General features: G+C 66.9%; 18 protein-coding genes. 12 read left to right on the top strand and 6 right to left on the bottom strand.

Annotated elements, in window-relative coordinates; translation table 11 throughout:
- The first annotated feature begins 55 nt into the window (after positions 1-55).
- Together ACQ5SA_RS08240 and ACQ5SA_RS08235 are read left to right on the top strand one after the other, a co-directional pair.
- Complete coding sequence (locus ACQ5SA_RS08240) at positions 56-571, top strand: hypothetical protein (RefSeq protein WP_363730813.1); 516 nt, start codon at positions 56-58, stop codon at positions 569-571.
- A 186-nt stretch (positions 572-757) separates the two neighbouring features.
- Entirely contained in the window at positions 758-1,363 is a 606-nt protein-coding gene (locus ACQ5SA_RS08235) for an HD-GYP domain-containing protein (RefSeq protein WP_353098501.1), read from the top strand.
- 33 nt (positions 1,364-1,396) lie between these two features.
- On the opposite strand, the gene ACQ5SA_RS08230 is transcribed toward ACQ5SA_RS08235, so the two are convergent.
- The 3 genes from ACQ5SA_RS08230 to gpmA all read right to left on the bottom strand — a co-directional run bounded on the left by ACQ5SA_RS08230 (position 1,397) and on the right by gpmA (position 5,053).
- Complete coding sequence (locus tag ACQ5SA_RS08230; RefSeq protein WP_353098500.1) at positions 1,397-1,915, bottom strand: hypothetical protein; 519 nt, start codon at positions 1,913-1,915, stop codon at positions 1,397-1,399.
- Between the two features lie 140 nt (positions 1,916-2,055).
- Positions 2,056-4,146: a M13 family metallopeptidase gene (locus ACQ5SA_RS08225; protein ID WP_499313944.1), complete on the bottom strand. Its 2,091-nt coding sequence runs from the start codon at positions 4,144-4,146 to the stop codon at positions 2,056-2,058.
- 157 nt (positions 4,147-4,303) lie between these two features.
- The gene (gene gpmA, locus ACQ5SA_RS08220; protein ID WP_499313943.1) at positions 4,304-5,053 is read right to left on the bottom strand and encodes a 2,3-diphosphoglycerate-dependent phosphoglycerate mutase; all 750 of its coding nucleotides are present in this window, start codon (positions 5,051-5,053) and stop codon (positions 4,304-4,306) included.
- A gap of 94 nt (positions 5,054-5,147) precedes the next feature.
- Here gpmA and nfi point away from each other — a divergent pair, with 94 nt between their 5' ends.
- On the top strand, positions 5,148-5,828 hold the full coding sequence (gene nfi / locus ACQ5SA_RS08215; RefSeq protein ID WP_499313942.1) for a deoxyribonuclease V: 681 nt from the start codon (positions 5,148-5,150) through the stop codon (positions 5,826-5,828).
- A 26-nt stretch (positions 5,829-5,854) separates the two neighbouring features.
- On the opposite strand, the gene ACQ5SA_RS08210 is transcribed toward nfi, so the two are convergent.
- Together ACQ5SA_RS08210 and ACQ5SA_RS08205 are read right to left on the bottom strand one after the other, a co-directional pair.
- Positions 5,855-6,829 carry a cation diffusion facilitator family transporter gene (locus ACQ5SA_RS08210; RefSeq protein WP_353099874.1) on the bottom strand — a complete coding sequence of 325 codons (975 nt, stop codon included), beginning with the start codon at positions 6,827-6,829 and terminating at the stop codon, positions 5,855-5,857.
- 140 nt (positions 6,830-6,969) lie between these two features.
- Positions 6,970-9,216, bottom strand: coding sequence for a TonB-dependent siderophore receptor (locus tag ACQ5SA_RS08205; protein ID WP_499313939.1), 2,247 nt, complete (start codon positions 9,214-9,216; stop codon positions 6,970-6,972).
- A gap of 287 nt (positions 9,217-9,503) precedes the next feature.
- Between ACQ5SA_RS08205 and ACQ5SA_RS08200 the strand changes: the two genes are divergently transcribed.
- A complete protein-coding gene (locus tag ACQ5SA_RS08200) occupies positions 9,504-10,919 on the top strand; it encodes a GGDEF domain-containing protein (protein ID WP_499313938.1) in 1,416 nt (471 codons plus the stop codon).
- A gap of 40 nt (positions 10,920-10,959) precedes the next feature.
- Here ACQ5SA_RS08200 and ACQ5SA_RS08195 read toward each other — a convergent pair whose 3' ends face one another.
- Complete coding sequence (locus ACQ5SA_RS08195) at positions 10,960-12,141, bottom strand: MFS transporter (protein WP_499313936.1); 1,182 nt, start codon at positions 12,139-12,141, stop codon at positions 10,960-10,962.
- 76 nt (positions 12,142-12,217) lie between these two features.
- Here ACQ5SA_RS08195 and ACQ5SA_RS08190 point away from each other — a divergent pair, with 76 nt between their 5' ends.
- The 8 genes from ACQ5SA_RS08190 to ACQ5SA_RS08155 all read left to right on the top strand — a co-directional run bounded on the left by ACQ5SA_RS08190 (position 12,218) and on the right by ACQ5SA_RS08155 (position 18,916).
- Positions 12,218-12,667 carry a winged helix-turn-helix transcriptional regulator gene (locus ACQ5SA_RS08190; protein ID WP_499313934.1) on the top strand — a complete coding sequence of 150 codons (450 nt, stop codon included), beginning with the start codon at positions 12,218-12,220 and terminating at the stop codon, positions 12,665-12,667.
- Positions 12,668-12,741: 74 nt separating this feature from the next.
- A complete protein-coding gene (locus ACQ5SA_RS08185; RefSeq protein WP_499313932.1) occupies positions 12,742-13,866 on the top strand; it encodes a metallophosphoesterase in 1,125 nt (374 codons plus the stop codon).
- A gap of 131 nt (positions 13,867-13,997) precedes the next feature.
- The gene (locus ACQ5SA_RS08180) at positions 13,998-14,669 is read left to right on the top strand and encodes a response regulator (protein ID WP_089239707.1); all 672 of its coding nucleotides are present in this window, start codon (positions 13,998-14,000) and stop codon (positions 14,667-14,669) included.
- Positions 14,666-16,045, top strand: coding sequence for a sensor histidine kinase (locus ACQ5SA_RS08175; RefSeq protein WP_353099883.1), 1,380 nt, complete (start codon positions 14,666-14,668; stop codon positions 16,043-16,045). The genes ACQ5SA_RS08180 and ACQ5SA_RS08175 overlap by 4 nt, the downstream gene beginning before the upstream one ends.
- 79 nt (positions 16,046-16,124) lie before the next feature.
- On the top strand, positions 16,125-16,961 hold the full coding sequence (locus tag ACQ5SA_RS08170; RefSeq protein ID WP_165376637.1) for an alpha/beta hydrolase: 837 nt from the start codon (positions 16,125-16,127) through the stop codon (positions 16,959-16,961).
- Position 16,962: 1 nt separating this feature from the next.
- Positions 16,963-17,322, top strand: a complete 360-nt coding sequence (locus tag ACQ5SA_RS08165) for an EamA family transporter (RefSeq protein ID WP_089239702.1) — start codon at positions 16,963-16,965, stop codon at positions 17,320-17,322.
- Positions 17,319-17,717 (top strand): DMT family transporter, encoded by a 399-nt coding sequence (locus ACQ5SA_RS08160; protein ID WP_363730790.1) that lies wholly within the window; start codon positions 17,319-17,321, stop codon positions 17,715-17,717. The genes ACQ5SA_RS08165 and ACQ5SA_RS08160 overlap by 4 nt, the downstream gene beginning before the upstream one ends.
- The gene (locus ACQ5SA_RS08155) at positions 17,714-18,916 is read left to right on the top strand and encodes a DegT/DnrJ/EryC1/StrS family aminotransferase (protein WP_499313928.1); all 1,203 of its coding nucleotides are present in this window, start codon (positions 17,714-17,716) and stop codon (positions 18,914-18,916) included. Before ACQ5SA_RS08160 ends, ACQ5SA_RS08155 begins: the two co-directional genes overlap by 4 nt.
- Positions 18,917-18,919 lie beyond the last annotated feature (3 nt).

Here is an 18,919-nt window from a genome sequence, read left to right as displayed (position 1 = left end):
GGCGGCAGATCGGCACCTTTTTCTATTTACTGCGCCCGCGACAAGGAGTGTTGCCGTGAATCGTTTCGCCCCCCTTCTGCTCGCCACCAGCCTGGGCCTGCTGGCCGCCTGCCACAGTGGCATGAGCAACCGCGATTACCTGCTTGAGAATGTCGCCAGCTGGAACGGCACGGTCAGCATGGTCGAGCAATGGACCAACGGCCCGAACGGTGAGTCCTTCCATGCGTCGCTGCAGGATGGCAAGAGCATGCAGCAGCATCGCTTCGGCCTGAAGAACGCGCACAAGGAGATCGCCGACCGGCTGGTCTTCGTCCAGCAGTTCACCCATGGCAAGGACGCCGATGCACTGCACCAGAACCTGCTCGATTCCCTGAAGAGCACCGAACACATGTTCGCGGTGATGGAACAGCTGGCTGCCCTGCCCGATGGCTACAGCGAAGAACAGGTCACCCCGCTGCTGCAGACGCTGGATGAAGCCGTGACCAAAATGGACGAAGACATGCAGACCCTGAGCGACGCGCAGGACGCCTTCGCCAAAGCCCATCGCATCCACCTGCAGACCAGCGGCTGAGCCACGCCGCCCCGGCTGCCGATGCGGCCGGGGCGATGACACGCTGCACACGACTGAACGCACGGCCCCACGCGATACCGTCGATGCGCCCCGCGCAACACCGATGCGGGTACCCTATGCGCCGCCCTGGCCCGCTCTTGCGGGCCTTTCCGTTTTCCGCGCAGCTTCGCCGCGCCGCCAGTTCCGATGCCCCTGCCCAGACCTCCCGACCTCCTGCACGCGCAGGCCTGCCTGATCGACGCCCTGTCGATGTCGCTGCAGATGCGTGATGCCTATACCCGCCACCACTGCGACCGCGTGGGCCTTCTTGCTCAGCACCTTGCCCTGCATTGCGACCTGGATGAGGAAAGCTGCGCGCAGGTCGGACTGGCCGCGCGCTTCCACGATATCGGCAAGATCGGCATCCCCGACGATGTACTGCTGAGCCCACGCCGGCACAGCGATGAAGAGCGCGCGATCATGCGCGAACATCCGGTACGTGGCGAACACATCTTCCTGGCCACCGGTCGCAGCGATGCGGCACCGGTCGCTCGCCTGATCCGCGCCCACCATGAAGCGTTCGACGGCAGCGGCTATCCCGATGGCCTGCAGGGCGAGAACATCCCGCTGGGCGCACGCATCGTCACCATCGTCGATGCTTACGATGCGATGACCAGTGCACGCCCCTATCGCGCGGCGATGGAGCACGAGACGGTGCTGCGCATCCTCGATGAGCAGGCCGGTGGGCTGATCGATCCCTATGTGCTGCAGCGTTTCCACGGCATGCTCAAGCACGAGCCGGCGCTGCTCTGAGTTGCACACCGCGGAGACTGCCTGCGGGCTTCTCTAGGTACCTTTGGCGCGGGCGCGGGACCTCAATGGAATCCCAGCAACCGCACTGAAGCCGATCCCGCTCAGCAATCCAAAGAAGCCGCCGACCGGGAAGCAGAAGATGAGCCCCCAGCCAAGGTCCATCAGCAGAATATCCAGGTAGCCATCTTCCGGCGGCCAGGCGGCCCGCAGCATCAGCATGATGCCGCCGATCAGCGTAGTGCCAACGCATACCGATACCCAGCTCAGGCGTCGGCGCCAGCGAAGCAGCCCGATCCAGGGCCCGCAGAGCACTACCGCGAGCGCCATCGACACCATCACTTCGTGAAGTGATGCACCCAGCCGGGCGAGATGGTACGGGGTCCTGCCAAGTGTCAGCGCGAACACGACCAGCACCACCACCAGGCCCACCCAGGGCGTGATCGCGCCAATGGTCATCCCCAGCCACAAGGGCCGGCGGTGCCCGCACGCCGGCATCGGTGCGACCGCTGCAGCAGGTGACGTGTTGCTGGATTCGTATGGATTGATGCTCATGACCGTCTCTGGCCCCGCTCAGGGCGTGCGCAGCGCGCGCATCCTAACGCATTCATTGCTGTCGATGCCGATGCAGGCAGGCGGAAACAGGAAGGCCCGGCATTCGCCGGGCCTCCTGCATTGCCGCCGCGTACGATCAATTACCAGATCACCACGCGCTTGTCGTCGGCACGCACCATCGCATCGCCAGCCTTGCACTGGAAGGCAGCCGCATAGGACGGCATGTTCGACGGCGCGCCGTTGGCACGGAAGTTGGCCGGTGCATGCGGATCGGTGTTCAGGCGCACGCGCAGCTCACCGTCGGTGAAGTTGCGACGCCACACCGTGGCCCAGTTCATGAAGAAACGCTGGTCCTGGCTGTGCCCGTCCACGTCAACGTTCGCCTTCGGGTTCTCCTTCAGCGCCATCTGCAGCGCATCGTAGGCCACGGTCAGGCCACCCAGATCACCGATGTTCTCGCCCAGCGTCAGCTTGCCCTTCACGAACACGCCCGGCACCGACTCGTAGCCGTCGAACTGCGCGACCAGCTGGTCGGTGCGCTCGGTGAATGCCTTGCGGTCGCTGTCGGTCCACCAGTTGTCGAAGTTGCCGTTGGCGGCGAACTGGCTGCCCGAGTCATCGTAGCCGTGCATCATTTCGTGGCCGATGACCGCACCGATGCCGCCATAGTTCAATGCCGGATCCGCCTTGGCGTCGAAGAACGGCGCCTGCAGGATCGCCGCCGGGAACACGATCTCGTTCTTGGTGGCGTTGTAGTAGGCATTGACGGTCTGCGGAGTCATGCCCCACTCGGTCTTGTCCACCGGCTTGCCGACCTTGTCCAGCATGTAGCGGTAGTTGAACGCGCGCGCGGCCTGCATGTTGCCCAGGTAGCTGTCACCGTTGGTCTGCAGGCCCGTCCACTCGCGCCACTTGTCCGGGTAACCGATCTTCGGCGTGAAGCTGGCCCACTTCTCCAGCGCCTTCTTCTTGGTTTCTTCGCCCATCCACGGCAGCTGCTCCAGACGCGCCTTCAGCGCCACCGACAGGTTCTGCACCAGGTGCTGCATGGCCACCTTGGATTCGGCCGGGAACACCGCATCGACATACAGCTGGCCGAGGGCTTCGCCCATGCCGCCGTTGACCGACTCCAGCACGCGCTTCCAGCGCGGCTGCATTTCCTGCTGGCCGCGCAGGGTCTTGCCATAGAACTCGAAGTTGGCCTTCTCGAACTGGCTGCTCAGGTAGGGCGAGGCATCGTCGATGGTGTGGAAGCGCAGGTACGACTGCCAGGTGGCAGCCGGCACGTCGGCCAGCATCTTGTCCATTTCGGTGAAGAAGCCCGGCTGGGCCAGCGAGAACTTCTGTGCGGCCGGCACCTTCAGGGTGTCGAACAGCGCGGTCCAGCTGAAGTTCGGGGTCAGCTTGTCCGCATCGGCGGCGCTGAGCGGGTTGTAGCGCTTGGCCGGGTCACGCATCTCGATGCGCGACATCGATGCCTTGGCCAAGCGGGTCTCGAACGCCATCACCGCCTTGGCCTGCTCGGCGGCCTGCGCCGCGTCCACGCCGGACAGGGTCAGCACCTGGGCGATGTAGGCCACGTAGGCGTCGCGGATCTTGGCCTGCGACTCGTCGAAGTAGTAGCCCTTCTCCGGCAGGCCGAGGCCGCCCTGCCCGACGTAGGCGATGACGTTGGCCGAATCCTTGTAGTCGGCGTTGGCGAACAGCGAGAACAGCGCGCCCTGGCCCTGCGCCTGGCTGTCGCGCAGGTACTGGGTGATGGCGGCGGTATCGTTCAGCGCGGTAATCTTGTCCAGCGTCGGCTGCAGCGGCGTCAGGCCGGCGGCCTCGATCTTCGCTTCGTCGTTGCCGGTCTTCCAGATGTCACCGATCTTGGCTTCCACCGAGCCGGCCTTGGCCTGGCTGGCGGCGGCCTGCTGCACCAGCGCGTGCTGCACTTCCAGCGAGCGCTCACGCAGGATCTCGAAGCTGCCCCAGGTGGTCTGGTCGCCCGGCACCGGGTTGGCCTTCAGCCACTTGCTGTTGACGAAGCCGTTGAGGTCGGCGCATGCAGCAATGGACGGATCCAGGTCGGCACTGTTGAGGCTGATCAGCGCGGTCTTGATCTGCGACTGGTCGAACGCCGGCTTGGCGGCGTCGGCAGCAGGCGCGGTCTCGTTCTTGCCACAGGCGGCGAGCGAAGCGGCGATGGCGATGGTCAGGCCCAGCGGGACCAGATTGCGGACATTCATGGCGTGTCTCCAACGGCGAATCGTCCAGCGTAGCCGCTGCGGCGATGGTGGGGACCGGCCAAAGGTCACAGGGGGAACGTCCGTGGTCGCGATCGGGTAGGTGCGGACCGTTGGTCCGCACACACCCAGCAGAGGAATACCCACCAACGGTGGGTATCTACTTCGCCTTGCCCTGGTTGGCCACAGCTTCGGCGGCCTTGCGCGCCGCTTCCGGGTCACCCAGGTAGCGGAACGACTTCACGGTGAGGTCGTCGTTCAACTCGAACAGCAGCGGGATACCGGTCGGGATGTTCAGCTCGAGGATTTCCTCGCGCGTCACATTGTTGAGGTACTTGTACAGCGCGCGCAGCGAATTGCCGTGGGCGGTGACCAGCACCGTCTTGCCGTCCTTCAGCTGCGGCGCGATGGCGTCGTGCCAGTACGGCAGCACGCGGTCCAGGGTGGTGGCCAGCGATTCGGTACCCGGCAGCGCGTTGCGGTCCAGGCCGGCGTAACGACGGTCATGGATCGGGTGGCCCGGATCTTCCAGGTCCATCGCCGGCGGCGGGATGTCGTACGAACGACGCCACACCTTGACCTGGTCTTCGCCGTGCTTGGCGGCGGTCTCGGCCTTGTCCAGGCCCTGCAGGCCACCGTAGTGGCGCTCGTTGAGGCGCCAGGACTTGCTCACCGGCAGCCAATCCTGATCAAGCTCGGCCAGCGCACCCTGCAGGGTGTGGATGGCGCGCTTGAGCACGGAGGTGTGGGCGACGTCGAACTGCAGGCCTTCCTCGCGCATCAGACGACCGGCGGCAGCCGCTTCCCGGCGCCCCTGCTCGGTCAGGTCGACATCCACCCAGCCGGTGAAGCGGTTGTCCAGGTTCCACTGGCTCTGGCCATGGCGCAACAGTACGAGTTTACGGGTCACTGCAGGGTCTCCAACGCGAGGAAAGGCAGGCGACCATTGTAGCCCCGGCGCCCGCTCACCGTGCCGTGGCGGTGGGGATGTCATCCTGTGGCCGATGAATACCGTGATCGACCCCGGGCGCTGGGAAGGCAGCGTCAGCGCCGCCCGCGAGCAGCAGAAGCAGTTGGCCACCCGCGTGCAGCGTCAGGACCGGCTGCCAGCCACGGTGCGCTGGCTGGCTGGCCTGGACGTCGGCTTCGAGGAAGACGGCGCGATCACCCGTGCAGCAGCCGTACTGCTCGACGCGGAGACCCTCCTGCCGGTGGCGCAGGAGATCGCCCGCATCCCCACCGTGATGCCCTACATCCCGGGCCTGCTCAGCTTCCGCGAACTGCCTGCGCTGCTGGCGGCATTGGCGCTGCTGCCGCGAACGCCGGATCTGGTGTTCGTCGATGGCCACGGCATCAGCCATCCGCGCCGCCTGGGCATTGCCGCACACCTGGGCGTGGTGACCGACCTGCCCAGCATCGGCGTGGCCAAATCGAAGCTGGTCGGCCGCTTCATCGAGCCCGGGCCCGAGGCAGGCGCGCATACGCCGTTGATGGATGGCGGCGAGCAGCTGGGCTGGGTGCTGCGCAGCAAGCTGCGCTGCAAGCCGCTGTTCGTCGCCGGCGGACATCGGGTCAGCGCCGATACCGCGCTGGCCTGGGTGCAGCGCACGCTGCGCGGCTATCGTCTGCCCGAGCCGACCCGGTTGGCGGATCGGCTGGCCTCGCGGCGCGACGAACAGCAGTGACGCCGGGCACAGCCCGGCACACCCGCTCAGCGATGCACGTGACCGCGATGGCCCTGCGCATCGGTCGCTGCATGATCGTGCCCGGCGTGATCGTCGTCCTTGGCCGCTGATGGCTGGCCACAGGCTTCGCCGCAATGGTCGGCCTCGATCTGCAGGGTCACGTGCTCGATGCCGAAATCATCGTGCAGGCGATCACCGAGTTCGCGACGAAGGCGGTCGGCGTCGTCGCCTTCGCGCATCACGATGTGCGCGGTCAGCGCTGGCGTGCTGGAAGCGAGGGCCCATACGTGCAGGTCATGCACGTCCAGCACCGCGTCGTGGTCGGACAGACGGTCGCGCACCTTGGCCACGTCCATGCCCTTGGGCACACCCTCCAGCAGCACATTGACCGCTTCGCGCATCAGCACGTAGGTGCGTGGCAACACCCATAGACCGATCAGCACGGCCAGGATCGGGTCGATCGGCTTCCAGCCGGTCCATTGGATCAGCAGCGCACCGACGATCACCGCCACCGAGCCGAGCATGTCGGCCCACACTTCCAGGTAGGCGCCCTTCACGTTGAGGCTCTCGCCGCTGCCGGCCTGCAGCAGGCGCATGGAAATCATGTTGATCACCAACCCCGCCGCGGCAATCACCAGCATGCCGGTGGAGGCGATCTCCTGGGGCTGGCGGAAGCGACCGATGGCTTCCCACAGGATGTAGCCGGCGACCACGAACAGCATGGCGCCATTGATCATCGCGCCCAGTGCTTCAAGGCGCGCATAACCATAGGTGCGGCGTGCATCCGGCGGACGCCGGCTAAGCCGCACGGCCACCAGCGCGATCATCAGCGCCAGGGTGTCCGTGGCCATGTGCGCGGCATCGGACAGCAGCGCCAGACTGTTGGTCCAGAACGCACCGACCACCTCCACGACAAGGAAGGTGGAGGTCAGACCGAGCGCCCACCACAAGGGTTTCTCGTGGCGGATCTCGGATGGCAGGTGATCGTGGTCGTGACCCATGGCAACAGCTCCTTTGCGATGGAGGCAGGCTACGCCGGCGGGCGTTGGGAAACTATCACGGTGTTTATAACATTTCAGGCCTGCACGGCCGGCGCAAACCGGGAGGGTGCCGGCCAACGGCCGGCACTACCGCCTGACGATCAGAACCCGAAACGCAGGCTGGCCCAGTACGCGCGGCCGGGTTCGTTGTAGGTCGCCGCACCGGCATCGCTGCTGTTGGCCTCGCGGAACAGGCGCTTGTCGGCCAGGTTGTTGACGCCGAAGCCTACGCTGACCGTGTCGGTCACCTTGTAGCGCGCGCTCACGCCCCAGACGTTGTACGCGCCGCGGGTCTGCAGCACCGTGGACGCATCGCAGTTGGCCGTGCAGCGCGGGTCGTTGTTGATGTTGGCCGTGGCCGGCTCCTGCTTGCCGTAGAAGGTGCCGGTCAGCAGCAGCGACAGCTGCTCGGTGGCCTGCCAGTCCAGCATGGTGTTGACGGTGTACTTGGGAATCACCGACAGCGGCTGACCGGTGCTCTTGTTTTCGTTCTCCACCATGTAGGTGAAGTTGTTGCTCCACTTCAGGCGGTCGCCCTGCTCGCCCAGCAGCGGAATCACCAGGTTGCCCTCGAGCCCCTGCACGATGGCCTTGGGTGCGTTCTCCCAGCGGAAGATGCGGCCCTTGCTGTCGGCCGTCAGGCCGATCTGGGTGTAGCCGGCCTGGATCTTGTCCTTGTAGTCGTTGTGGAAGTAGGTCAACGAGGCCTGCCAGCCGCTCTGCGGTGCCCACTCCACGCCCAGTTCCTTGTTCAGGCTGGTCTCCGCCTTGAGATCCGCATTGCCCTGCATGTAGCAACCCGCACCCAGGCTCGGCAATGCGTTCGGGCAGCCATTGCCACGGGTGTAATACAGATAGTCCGGGTTGGACTGGTACAGATTCGGCGCCTTGAATGCGCGCGCGATGCCGCCCTTCACCACCCAGTCACTGTTGAGCCGGAACTGCGCGTTGAGGCTCGGGCTGGTGTTGTTGCCGAACTGGCTGTGATGGTCGAAACGCAGGCCCGGGGTCACGATCCAGCGCTCACCCAGGTAGATGTTGTCTTCCACGTAGACGGCGGTGGTCTGTGCATCGGACTTGCCGCGTGCGCGGTCGGCCGAAAGGCCAGGAATGCCACCACCGCTGCTGCTGGACTGGCTCATCGAATACGGATCGGTCAACCGGCTGTCGAGATACTCGAAACCGAGCGTCCACACGTTCTCGGCGCCGCCGAGGGTGGTCGGGAAGCTGACCTCGCCGTCCAACTGGTAGTTGCGCAGTCGCGAGGTCGACCAGTCAGCACCATTGAAGCTGCCTTCCGGGCCACCGGCCAGGCCCTCGTTGATGCGCGAATTGTTGACCCCTTCCACCGCTGCGGTCAGCCGCGAGCTGACATCGCCCCAGCGCCCGCGATGGGTGATCGCGCCGGTGGTGCGGTACATGCGGTTGGTCTCGGCCTGCTGCTCGGCCAGCGCACCGAGATCGACGCCGGTGGAGGTGCCGGTGTTGCTGACCGCACGATCGCCGGCATAGATGTTGCCCTGGCGGCTGGTGCCGGCCTCGAATTCGACCACCTGGTTGGCGGTCACGTCCCAACGCAGCAGCGCGTTGACATCGCGGTTCTTGACGCCCTCGCGGCCTGCCGGCGGCACCGCATTGGCAGCGGTGGCGAAGTTGCGGTTGAGATCCAGCGAATCGGCATCGGTCTTGTTGAGGTTGCCGTACAGCCGGAACGACAGCGTGTCGGTCATCGGTCCGCTCAACTGCAGGCCAACGCGCTCGCTGCCACCTTCTGCACTGTGTTCGGGCACCAGGCCGTACAGATCAACCGCACCGGTCAGGTCGCCGGTCGGGCGCTTGGTGATGATGTTGACCACGCCACCGGATGCACCCGAGCCATAGCGCGCCGCCGCCGGGCCGCGCAGCACTTCGATGCGTTCGATCATTTCCGCCGGCACCCAGTTGGTATCGCCGCGCGTGTTGCGCTCGCCACTACGGCCCATGCGCACCGCGTCGCGTGCACCCACGCGCTTGCCGTCGATCAGGATCAGGGTATTTTCCGGGCCCATGCCGCGCAGATCGATCTGCCGGTTGTTGCCGTACTGGCCCGACGCGCTGTTGCCGGTCAGATTGACGCCAGGCATCGTCCGCAGCAGTTCGGCGATATCGTTGACCGGCGGCCGCTTGGCGATGTCTTCAGCGGTGATGGTGGAGGTGCCCAGCGCCTGCCGCGCGATCTGCGAGGCGGTCACATGCACGGTATCGATATCGGTGGCATCGGTTTCCGCATGCGCGGTAACCGCAGCCCCGGCCAGCAGCGCGGCGACGGCAAGCGCCAGCGGGCGCGGTGAAAGAGTGTGTGCAGGCATGTTCTGGACCTTATGGCAGGGCAACGGAAGCCTCTGGCATAGGGCACGAGGCGGCGACGGGGGAGGAGGAACGATCACTGCGGGATGCCCGCAGGTCGGTTCCTGCCGTCATTTTTTCACAAATGCGAGTGATTCTCAAATGCGTCAACGCATTGCGGCATCTGCCGGCATGTGCTCTGCCCGGGTTTTTCGGCCTGCATGGCGCTTAAACTGACCGGCTTACCTGCCATCAACCGTCGACAGCTGCGGCCGATACCGTGGTCTGTTGTGCGCCGCAAGAGATCGACGTGGATACACCCCAACTGGACGAAGCCAGCCAACCGCTGGCTCAGGCCTGGCAGCAGTGCCTGCTGCAGGCCGGCCCCGCCGCCGCTGCATTGCTGCATGCCGTAGCCGCCGATGCACCACCGACGCTGGCACAGCGCTTCTACGAAGTGCTGCTGCAGGACACACGTGCGCGCCGCTTCCTGTCCCATGAACAGGTCAAGCAGCGCCTGCAACCGGCGATGCAGCGCTGGCTGGCCCAGCTGCTGACCACCGGTGCTGATGGAATTGCCGCTACGGTCGCCGCACAGCGGGTGATCGGCGATGTGCATGCGCGGGTCGGCATTCCGGTTGACCTGGTGACGCGCGGTGCGCGCGTGCTCAAGCACGAACTGTTCGTCCGCCTGCGCGCCGACGCGGCTGACAGCGACACCGCCTTCGCTGCCATCGATTGCCTCAGCTCGATCATGGACATCGCCATGGAGGGCATGACCCTGGCCTATACGCATGCCCGCGAGCGCTCGTCGCGCACCGACGCAGCATATCGGCTGTTCTCGCTGGTGCAGAACGTCAGCACCGAGCGCGAGCGCCAGCGCGCCCTGCTGCTGGATTGGGAAAACAGCCTGCTGTACACCCTCGCTGGCCATGCGACAGGCGCCGACAACGCGAGTCTGGCAACGTCGGAGTTCGGCCTGTGGTTCACCCACAAGGGCATTCCCAGCTTCGGCGAAAGCAGCGAGACACAGCAGGTCGGCCAGCTGATGGCACGCATCGACAGCAGCCTGCAGCGCGCCACGGATGAAGATCCGGCACGACGTCTGGCCGCCCTGCCGGCGATCCGCGAAGACCTGGCCACCATCCGCAACCTGATGACCCTGCTGTTCGAACGCATCGGCGAACTGGATGCGGGCAGCGATGCGCTGACCAACCTGCTCAACCGGCGCTTCCTGCCGACCGTGCTGCGCCGTGAGATCGAATTGTCCACGCGCAACCACACGCCGTTCTCGCTGTTGCTGCTGGACCTGGATCATTTCAAGGCGATCAACGATGGCCACGGCCACGACGCCGGCGATCGCGCACTGCAGCACGTCGCCGCCCTGCTCGGCCAGCAGACCCGTGGCAGTGACTACCTGTTCCGCTACGGCGGCGAGGAGTTCGTGGTGGTGCTGGTGGCGGCAAGCGAGTCGCAGGCGGAGGTGATCGCCGAAAGCCTGCGCCGGCAGATCGCGCAATCGCCGATCACCCTGCCCAATGGACAGACGCTGGGGCTGACCGCCAGCATCGGCGTGGCCGGGCACGATGGGCATCCCGATTACGAGCGGCTGATGGCGCGCGCCGACGCGGCGATGTATGCCGCCAAGCGGCAAGGCCGCAACCGTGTGGTGGTGGCCGACGAAGCCCTGCCCGAGGCACCAGGACGACGCGCGCTGCAACGTTGAGCCTGCAGCGCGCGCGGTAGGGCGTCGAACGGCGTCGGCGCTACAGGGCGGCCTTGCGCGGAATGCACCACGCCGTCCACCAAGCCAAGCCCAGCAGGGCGATTCCCGCTCCCAGCGCGCACACCGCCGGCCAGCCGTAGCGCGCCTGCATCCAGGTGCCTGCGGCAGCGCCCACACCGCTGCCCACCGCATAGAACAGCATGTACAGCGCCACCAGGCGCCCATGCTGTTCGGCCGGTGCACGCAGCAGCAGTGCCTGGTTGGACACGTGCAACGCCTGCCCGCCCAGGTCCAGCACCACCACGCCCAGCAGCAACAGCGACAGCGACTGCGGCAGACCCAGCAACGGCGCCCAAGCGACCAGCATCAGCAGCAGCGCGCCCAGACTCACCCGATGGGCAAAGCCACGATCCATCCAGTGCCCGACCCTTGCTGCCAGCAGTGCGCCGATAATGCCGGCCAGGCCCAGCGCGCCGATGCCAGCGGTCGACCAGCTCAGGGGCGGCGCCGACAATGGCAGTGGCACCGCCGCCCAGAACACATTGAGGCCGGCAAACAACAGCAGTGCCAGTGGCCCGCGCTCTCGCAGCGCCCGATCCCGCAGCAGCATCTGGACCATGGAGCGCAGCAGCTCGCGCCATGCCGGCGGCATTGCGGGCACCGGCACGTGCGGCAGACGCCGCCACAGCAGCAGCGCCAGCGCAGCCATCAGCAATGCCGACAGCAGGTACACCGTGCGCCACCCCGCCACGGCAGCGACCGCGCCGGACACCACGCGTGCCGACAGCAGACCGATGAACACGCCGCCCTGGACCATGCCAACCACCCGCCCGCGTTGCTCCGGTGCAGCAAGGTTGGCGGCGTAGGCGATCAACCCTTGGGTCAGCGCCGTACCGAGCAGCCCCGCCAGCAGCATGCCGGACAGCAACCACGCGGTGCTGCGGGCGGCGGCCAGCCATAGCAGCGCCACCACCAGCGCCAGCAATTGCACCCGCAGCAGGCGACGACGGTCGCCACGGTCGGCCAGCGGCAGCAACCCGAGCAGGGCCAGCACACTGCCGGCCTGGGTGGCAGCCAGCAGTGCGCCGGCCACCGCGGCATCCAGGGCGAAATCGTGGGCCAGGCGCTCCAGCAGCGGCTGCGCGAAGTAGACATTGGCCACGCTGGCACCGGCAGCAATGGCGAGCAGGCCCAACAACGGGCGGGACAGCGAAGGCATCATTGTGGTTGCAATTTGAAACTGCGTGCACGGTAGCGCCACTGGTTTTAAACTGCAACCACATTCGAGGACACTCCCCATGCACGCCAACAGCCCCTGCCCCGTGGCCCGCAGCGCCGATCTGCTTGGCGACCGCTGGGCGTTGCTGGTCATCCGCGATGCCTTCGATGGCATCAGCCGCTTCGGCGATTTCCAGCGCAGCCTGGGCGCGGCGCGCAACATCCTCAGCGACCGCCTGCGGCGACTGGTCGAGGCGGGGCTGCTGGTGCAGCAGCCTGCCGCCGATGGCAGCGCGTACCAGGACTATGTGCTGACCGCGGCCGGCCAGGACCTGTTTCCGCTGCTGGTCGCCCTGCGCCAATGGGGAGAACGGCATCGCTTCGCCGCTGGCGAGGCACACTCGCAGCTGATCGAATCCAGCAGCCGCCGGCCGCTGCCGTACATGCAACCCCACGGACGCGACGGCCAGCCCCTGCGCGCCGCCGACACCCGCGTGCGCAAGCTCAAGGAAGAAGGCGGCCGGGCCTGATCCGCCCGTTCACGCACACCGGCGACGTCCACGGGCGGTTAGCATCGATTGTCCCCCGCCGCTGAATGCCGCCGATGCCGAACTACGTCCGCCCCCTGTCGATCCTGCTGCCGCTGGTCCTGCTGCTGGCCGCACCACTGGCCTCGGCCCGCGACGTGGCAGCACCCGCAGAACATGTCGAGAGCGATGGTCCTTACGTGTTCCGTGAAGGCGCGCAGCTGAAAGCACAGTGGATCTGCCAGGACCAGGTGGAAACCCACACCGTGCAGGCCGGCAGCGGGGGCACAGACGTTGCCGCGCACTGCGGCTACGCGCATGCGGTGCATGTGCTGCCGCCGAACGCGCCATCGGTATCGGTGCTGCCGGCCGTGCCACGCATCGTCGCCGTGTCCGACATCCACGGCCAGTACGGGCTGCTGGTGCGCCTGCTGCGCGCCAACCGGGTGATCGACGCGCAGGACCGCTGGGCACTGGGTACGGACACGCTGGTGATCGCGGGCGACGTGTTCGATCGCGGCCCGCAGGTGACCGAAGCATTCTGGCTGCTGTACGGCCTGCAGCAGCAGGCGGCCGCAGCCGGTGGCGCGGTGCATTTCGTGCTCGGCAACCACGAGACCATGGTGCTGTATGACGACCTGCGCTACGTCAACCCGAAGTACCTGCGCAGCGCGCAGCTGCTCGGTCGCAGCTATCCGCAGCTGTATGGTGCCGACTCGGTGATCGGCCAGTGGCTGCGCACGCGCCCGGTGCTGCTGCAGATCGGCGACACCCTGTTCCTGCACGGCGGCATCTCGCCCGATGCCGTGCAGATGGCATTGGACCCGGCCCACACCAACGCCGCCTACCAAGCCTCGCTGGGCATTCCCAAGGCCGAGGTGAAGGCAGACCCCGCCACTGCACCGCTGTACGACGGCAAGACCAGCCCGATCTGGTACCGCGGCTACTTCGACGGACGCCTGAACACGCAGGGCGTGCAGGCGGTGCTCGACCGCCTCCAGCTCAAGCGCATCGTGGTCGGCCACACCTCCATGCCACATGTCAGCAGCTTCCACGACGACCGCGTGATCGCCATCGACAGCAGCATCAAGAATGGTGAGAACGGCGAACTGCTGTTCATCGAGAACGGCAAGCTCAGCCGCGGCCTGCTGGACGGTTCGCGGGTCCCACTGGCCAAGGGTGAGCCCGGCCTGCAGGACTGAACGAAGGGCCAGCGCCGGGCCGGCCCAGGTCCCCCACGTCCGCCACCTGCACCCGGTTTGCCGCTACCCTCGGCAGCCGAGAGGCCCGCCCTGTCCAGCGGGCGGCCCATCCGCCCCCAGGAGCCCCGCGCATGCGCGTTCTCATCGCAGAAGACGACCCCGACATCGCCTCCGGCCTGTGCGCCTCGATGCGCCGGCAGGGCCACGTGGTCGACCACGTGGACAACGGCGCGCATGCCGATGCCGCACTGAACTCCACCCAGTACGCACTGCTGGTGCTGGACCTGGGCCTGCCCCAGCTGGATGGCCGCGACGTGCTGCAACGGTTGCGCCAGCGTGGTGATGGCCTCGCCGTGCTGGTGGTCACCGCACGCGATGGCCTGGCCGAGCGCGTGCGCGTGCTCGACCTGGGGGCCGACGACTACCTGGTCAAACCCTTTGCGCTGGACGAATTCGAAGCGCGCGTGCGCGCGCAGCTGCGCCGGGTCACCAGCAACGGCAACCCCGACCTGCGCATCGGCCGGCTGCGCCTGGACCTGACCGGGCACCGTGTGTGGATAGACGAGCAGACGCTGGAGCTGACCGCGCGCGAATTCGGCCTGCTGTCCGCCTTGGCGGTGCGTGCCGAGCGCATCGTCTCCCGTGCGCAGCTGGTGGAGGCCCTGTGCGACTGGGGCCAGGACCTGACCGACAACGGCCTGGACATCGCCCTGCACCGCCTGCGTCGCAAGCTGCAGCCAGGCGGCATGGGCATCCGCACGGTGCGCGGGCTGGGCTACATGCTGGAAGACGCCAGCCCGTGATCAGCGGACCGCCCAGCCTGCGACGGCGCCTGCTCGCCTTCCTGGCGCTGCCGATGCTGGGCCTGCTGACCTTCAACACGCTGCTGGCGTACTACGTGGCGCTGGACTACTCCAACCGCATCCACGACCGCAACCTGACCGACGACACCGTGTCGTTCGCACAGATGCTCAGCACCATGCCGGTCAGCAGCGACCTGTCCCCGCAGGCACGTTTTCTCATCGAGTATGACCCCGACGGTCACCGCTACTTCAACGTCGACAGCAGCCGCCTGGGCACCATCGCCGGCAACGCCGATTTCAGTGCCTACGCACCGTCGCAGGACTGCAGCGGCACACACCCGGCGCTGTACGAAGGTGAATTGAATGGCCAGCAGGTGCGGATGTCGACGGTCTGCACCCAGGCGATGAACGATCCGCAGGACCAGCTGGCGGTGACCGTGGCCGAAAGCATGGCCGACCGCCGCCAGCGCGCACGCGAGATCCTGATGATCGTCATTCCGCTGATGACCATGCTGGCCCTGGGAATGGCAGCGCTGGTCTGGTTCGGCGTCACCCACGGCCTGCGCATCCTGACCCCGCTGACCTCGCGCCTTGCCCAGCGCCGCGGCGAGCTGGCACCGATCTCCGATGCCGACGTCCCCGAGGAAATCCAGCCGCTGATCAGCACCATCGATGGCCTGTTCGCGCGGCAGGCAGAAATGATCACGCTGCAGAACCGCTTCATTGCCGATGCTGCCCATCAGTTGCGCTCGCCGCTGGCAGGCATGGCGCTGCACGTGGACCAGGCACTGGCCCACGGCGATCCGGAGACGGTACGCGAAGCGCTGCAGAACATCCGCCGGCTCAACCAGCGAACTGCCCGCGTCAGCACCCAGCTGCTGGCGCTGAGCCGTGCCCAGACCGTGCCGGAGACGGTGGAGGCGCTGGACCTGTCCGAACTGGTGCCGCAATGGGTGGGCATGCGCGTGCCCGAAGCGATCCGCGATGGCATCGACCTGGGTTACCTGGGTCCGCAGCAGCGCGTACGTATCCTGGGCAACGGCGCACTGCTGCACGAGGCGCTGGACAATCTGATCGACAACGCCCTGCGCTACGCCGGCACGGATGCGACCGTCACGGTGGGCGTGCAGACCCTGGACGACAACGATGTCGAGCTGTACGTCGAAGACAACGGCCCGGGCGTACCCGAGGACGTGATGTCGCGGCTGGGGGAACGCTTCTTCCGCGCGCCCGGCACTGCCGCCAGCGGCACCGGCCTGGGACTGGCCATCGCCCATGAAGCGGTCGAGCATCTCGGCGGGCGCCTGGGTTACCTCAACCGTCCCGGTGGCGGCCTGAAGGTCTCCATCACCATACCGTTGCTGAAGGGCCCTTGATCCAGCCGGGCCGTTGAAAGGTTGCCGAAAATCGCGCTTGCGATGCTGACCTTCCCGACTGCCGCGCTGGAGCCGACTGGTGTCCGCATCCCATGAGTTCTTTCTTCCCGGTGGCCCGCAGGGTGTCCTGCTGATCCATGGCCTGACCGGCACGCCGGCCGAGATGCGCATGCTGGGCAAAGGCCTGAACAATGCCGGCTTCAGCGTGCACGGTGTGCAGCTGCCAGGCCACTGCGGCAGCGTCGAGGACCTGCTGCAGACCCGCTGGGAACAGTGGTACCAAGGCGTGGAAGATGCGGCCGCGAACCTGCGCGGCAAGGTCGACCAGTTGTTCGTAGGCGGACTGTCGATGGGTGCGGTGCTTGCGCTGGCGCTGGCCGCGCGCCGGCCGGACTGGGTCTCCGGCGTGGGCGTGTACGGCGCCACCTTCCGCTACGACGGCTGGAACATTCCAGCGGTCGCACGCTTCTCGTTCCTGCTGCCGTGGTTCAAACGCCTGGGCATCGGCCGCGACCGCATGTTCATGGAAGAGCCGCCGTACGGCCTGCGCGACGAGCGCCTGCGCGCGCAGGTCAGCGCCGCCATGCTGTCCGGTGACAGTGCCGCCGCCGGCCTGCCGGGCAATCCATGGCATGCGTTGGCCGAAATGCGCGCACTGAGCACCTGGACGCGCCGCCACCTGCACCAGGTCACGGCACCCTGCCTGGTGATGCACGCCCGCGAGGATGACGTGGCCAGCATGGGCAATGCCGAACTGGTGATCTCGCGCGTCAGCGGCCCGACCGAACTGGTGGTACTGGAAGACAGCTACCACATGATCACCATCGATCGCGAACGACGCGAAGTGATCCGCCGCAGCGCGCGCTTCTTCAGCGACATCGGCGAACGTGCGGGCGTGCTGCAGGCGGTCGCCTGAGATGGGATCGCTTGCCACCTTGCTGTGGCTGGTCAACGTGGTGCTCGACACCGGCGGCCAGTTGGCCTTCAAGGCTGCCGCCAGCGACCCGCAGGATGGCGAAGGCCTGCAGCGCTGGAAACACATGTTCGGCCGCCCCTGGCTGTGGCTGGGCATCGCCTGCTACGTACTTGAATTCGTCGCCTGGATCGCCTTCCTGTCGCTGGTACCGTTGTCGCAGGGCGTACTGCTCGGCTCGATCAACATCGTCGCGTTGATGGTTGCCGGCCGCCTCCTGTTCCGCGAGCGGCTGACGCCGTTGCGGGTGACCGGCATGCTGCTGGTCAGTGCCGGTGTTGCCGTGGTCGGAGCCGGAACATGAGGCGGTTGTACCTGGTCGGCTTCCCGCTGCTGATGGCCTTCGACACCCTGGCCCAGCTGTGCTTCAAATATGCCGGCGACGCCGCGCTGCCGGTCGAGGCCAATACCGCGTGGCTGCTGCGCGTGCTGTCACAACCCTGGGTGTACGGCGCGATGCTCGGTTACGTCGGCGCATTCTTCACCTGGATGAGCCTGCTGCGGCACGCGCCGATCGGCCCTGCGTTCGCGGCCTCGCACCTGGAAGTGATCAGCGTGCTGCTGCTGTCGGCGTGGCTGCTGCACGAACCGTTGACGCTGCATCACCTGATCGGTGCGGTACTCATCGTGGCCGGCATCATCTGCCTGGGCCGTGCCGAAGCGGATGATCCGCACGCTGCAACCGAACCCGCCCCGTGAGCCTGCTGTCGCGCGAGCTGCCCCCTACCGCCGGCCTGCCGCTGCAGGCCGGCGATTTCCTTCCCGGTGGCGGTGACCTGTGCGCGATTCTCGCCGAGCAGCTGGACACGCCGCCGCTGCAGCTGACCTGCTCGGGCACCCACGCCCTGCTGATCGCCCTGCGCACCCTGCGCAGGCGCGCGCCGCAGCGCGATACGGTGATCCTGCCGGCCTATACCTGCCCACTGGTGCCGATTGCCGTGCACAGTCTGGGCCTGCGCGTGCAACTGTGCGACACCCGCCGCGACCACTTCGATTTCGACCCGGTGGCACTGCACGCCGCCGCCGATGCGCGCACGCTGGCGATCGTGCCCACGCATCTGGGCGGGCGAATCGCCGATGTTGATCGCGCATGTACCATTGCGCACCGCGTCGGCGCATGGGTGATCGAGGACGCTGCGCAGGCACTGGGTGCACGCGTGGCCGGCAACAGCGTCGGCCTGCGCGGTGATATCGGCTTCTTCAGCCTGGCCGCCGGCAAGGGCCTGAGCCTGCATGAAGGTGGCCTGCTGCTGACGCGCGACGAGGAACTGCGTGCGGCATTGATCGAACAGGCCGCAGGACACACGCCCTTCAACCTGTGCTGGGAACTGACCCGCAGCCTGCAGCTGCTGGGCCTGGCGGCCTGCTACCGCCCTTCGCTGCTGTCGCTGGCATATGGAAATCCGCTGCGGCGGGCCCTGCGCAGCGGCGACCTGGAAGCTGCTGTGGGTGACGTATTTCCACTGGATATTCCGCAGCATCGCGTCAGCCGCTGGCGGCAGAACGTCGGTGCACGCGCAGCACAGCGCCTGCCCGATTTCCTGCAGGCGGCCCGCCTGCGTGCGCTGCAGCTGCGCGTGCAGCTGGAGTCGCTGCCCGCCGTTGAAGTGGTGGACGGAATGCCAGGCACCCAGGGCACCTGGCCGATGCTGATGCTGCTGCTGCCCAGCGAACGCGCACGTGACAAAGCGCTGTCCGCGCTGTGGCAGCGCGGCTTGGGTGTCAGCCGCATGTTCATCCACGCCTTGCCGGACTACGCCTATCTGCGGGGCATCGTTGCAGACGCGGATGTACCCAATGCCCGCGACTTCGCCGCCCGCTCGCTGACGCTGGGCAACAGCCCCTGGCTGACCCATGCAGACACCCGCGAGATCGTGAAGGTACTGGCAGGCCAGTAGCAG

Source organism: Stenotrophomonas indicatrix, from assembly GCF_050573115.1.
Lineage (GTDB): Bacteria > Pseudomonadota > Gammaproteobacteria > Xanthomonadales > Xanthomonadaceae > Stenotrophomonas > Stenotrophomonas lactitubi_A.
Note: the sequence above shows the minus strand (reverse complement) of the source record. Positions and strands in the feature narration are given on the sequence as shown.

What these genes read in the sequence shown, in the direction of transcription:
- ACQ5SA_RS08235 (WP_353098501.1), top strand. Translation starts at nt 758, where the DNA reads ATGCCCCTGCCCAGACCTCCCGACCTCCTGCACGCGCAGGCCTGCCTG.
- ACQ5SA_RS08230 (WP_353098500.1), bottom strand. Translation starts at nt 1,915, where the DNA reads ATGAGCATCAATCCATACGAATCCAGCAACACGTCACCTGCTGCAGCG.
- ACQ5SA_RS08225 (WP_499313944.1), bottom strand. Translation starts at nt 4,146, where the DNA reads ATGAATGTCCGCAATCTGGTCCCGCTGGGCCTGACCATCGCCATCGCC.
- nfi (WP_499313942.1), top strand. Translation starts at nt 5,148, where the DNA reads ATGAATACCGTGATCGACCCCGGGCGCTGGGAAGGCAGCGTCAGCGCC.
- ACQ5SA_RS08210 (WP_353099874.1), bottom strand. Translation starts at nt 6,829, where the DNA reads ATGGGTCACGACCACGATCACCTGCCATCCGAGATCCGCCACGAGAAA.
- ACQ5SA_RS08205 (WP_499313939.1), bottom strand. Translation starts at nt 9,216, where the DNA reads ATGCCTGCACACACTCTTTCACCGCGCCCGCTGGCGCTTGCCGTCGCC.
- ACQ5SA_RS08195 (WP_499313936.1), bottom strand. Translation starts at nt 12,141, where the DNA reads ATGATGCCTTCGCTGTCCCGCCCGTTGTTGGGCCTGCTCGCCATTGCT.
- ACQ5SA_RS08190 (WP_499313934.1), top strand. Translation starts at nt 12,218, where the DNA reads ATGCACGCCAACAGCCCCTGCCCCGTGGCCCGCAGCGCCGATCTGCTT.
- ACQ5SA_RS08185 (WP_499313932.1), top strand. Translation starts at nt 12,742, where the DNA reads ATGCCGAACTACGTCCGCCCCCTGTCGATCCTGCTGCCGCTGGTCCTG.
- ACQ5SA_RS08180 (WP_089239707.1), top strand. Translation starts at nt 13,998, where the DNA reads ATGCGCGTTCTCATCGCAGAAGACGACCCCGACATCGCCTCCGGCCTG.
- ACQ5SA_RS08165 (WP_089239702.1), top strand. Translation starts at nt 16,963, where the DNA reads ATGGGATCGCTTGCCACCTTGCTGTGGCTGGTCAACGTGGTGCTCGAC.
- ACQ5SA_RS08160 (WP_363730790.1), top strand. Translation starts at nt 17,319, where the DNA reads ATGAGGCGGTTGTACCTGGTCGGCTTCCCGCTGCTGATGGCCTTCGAC.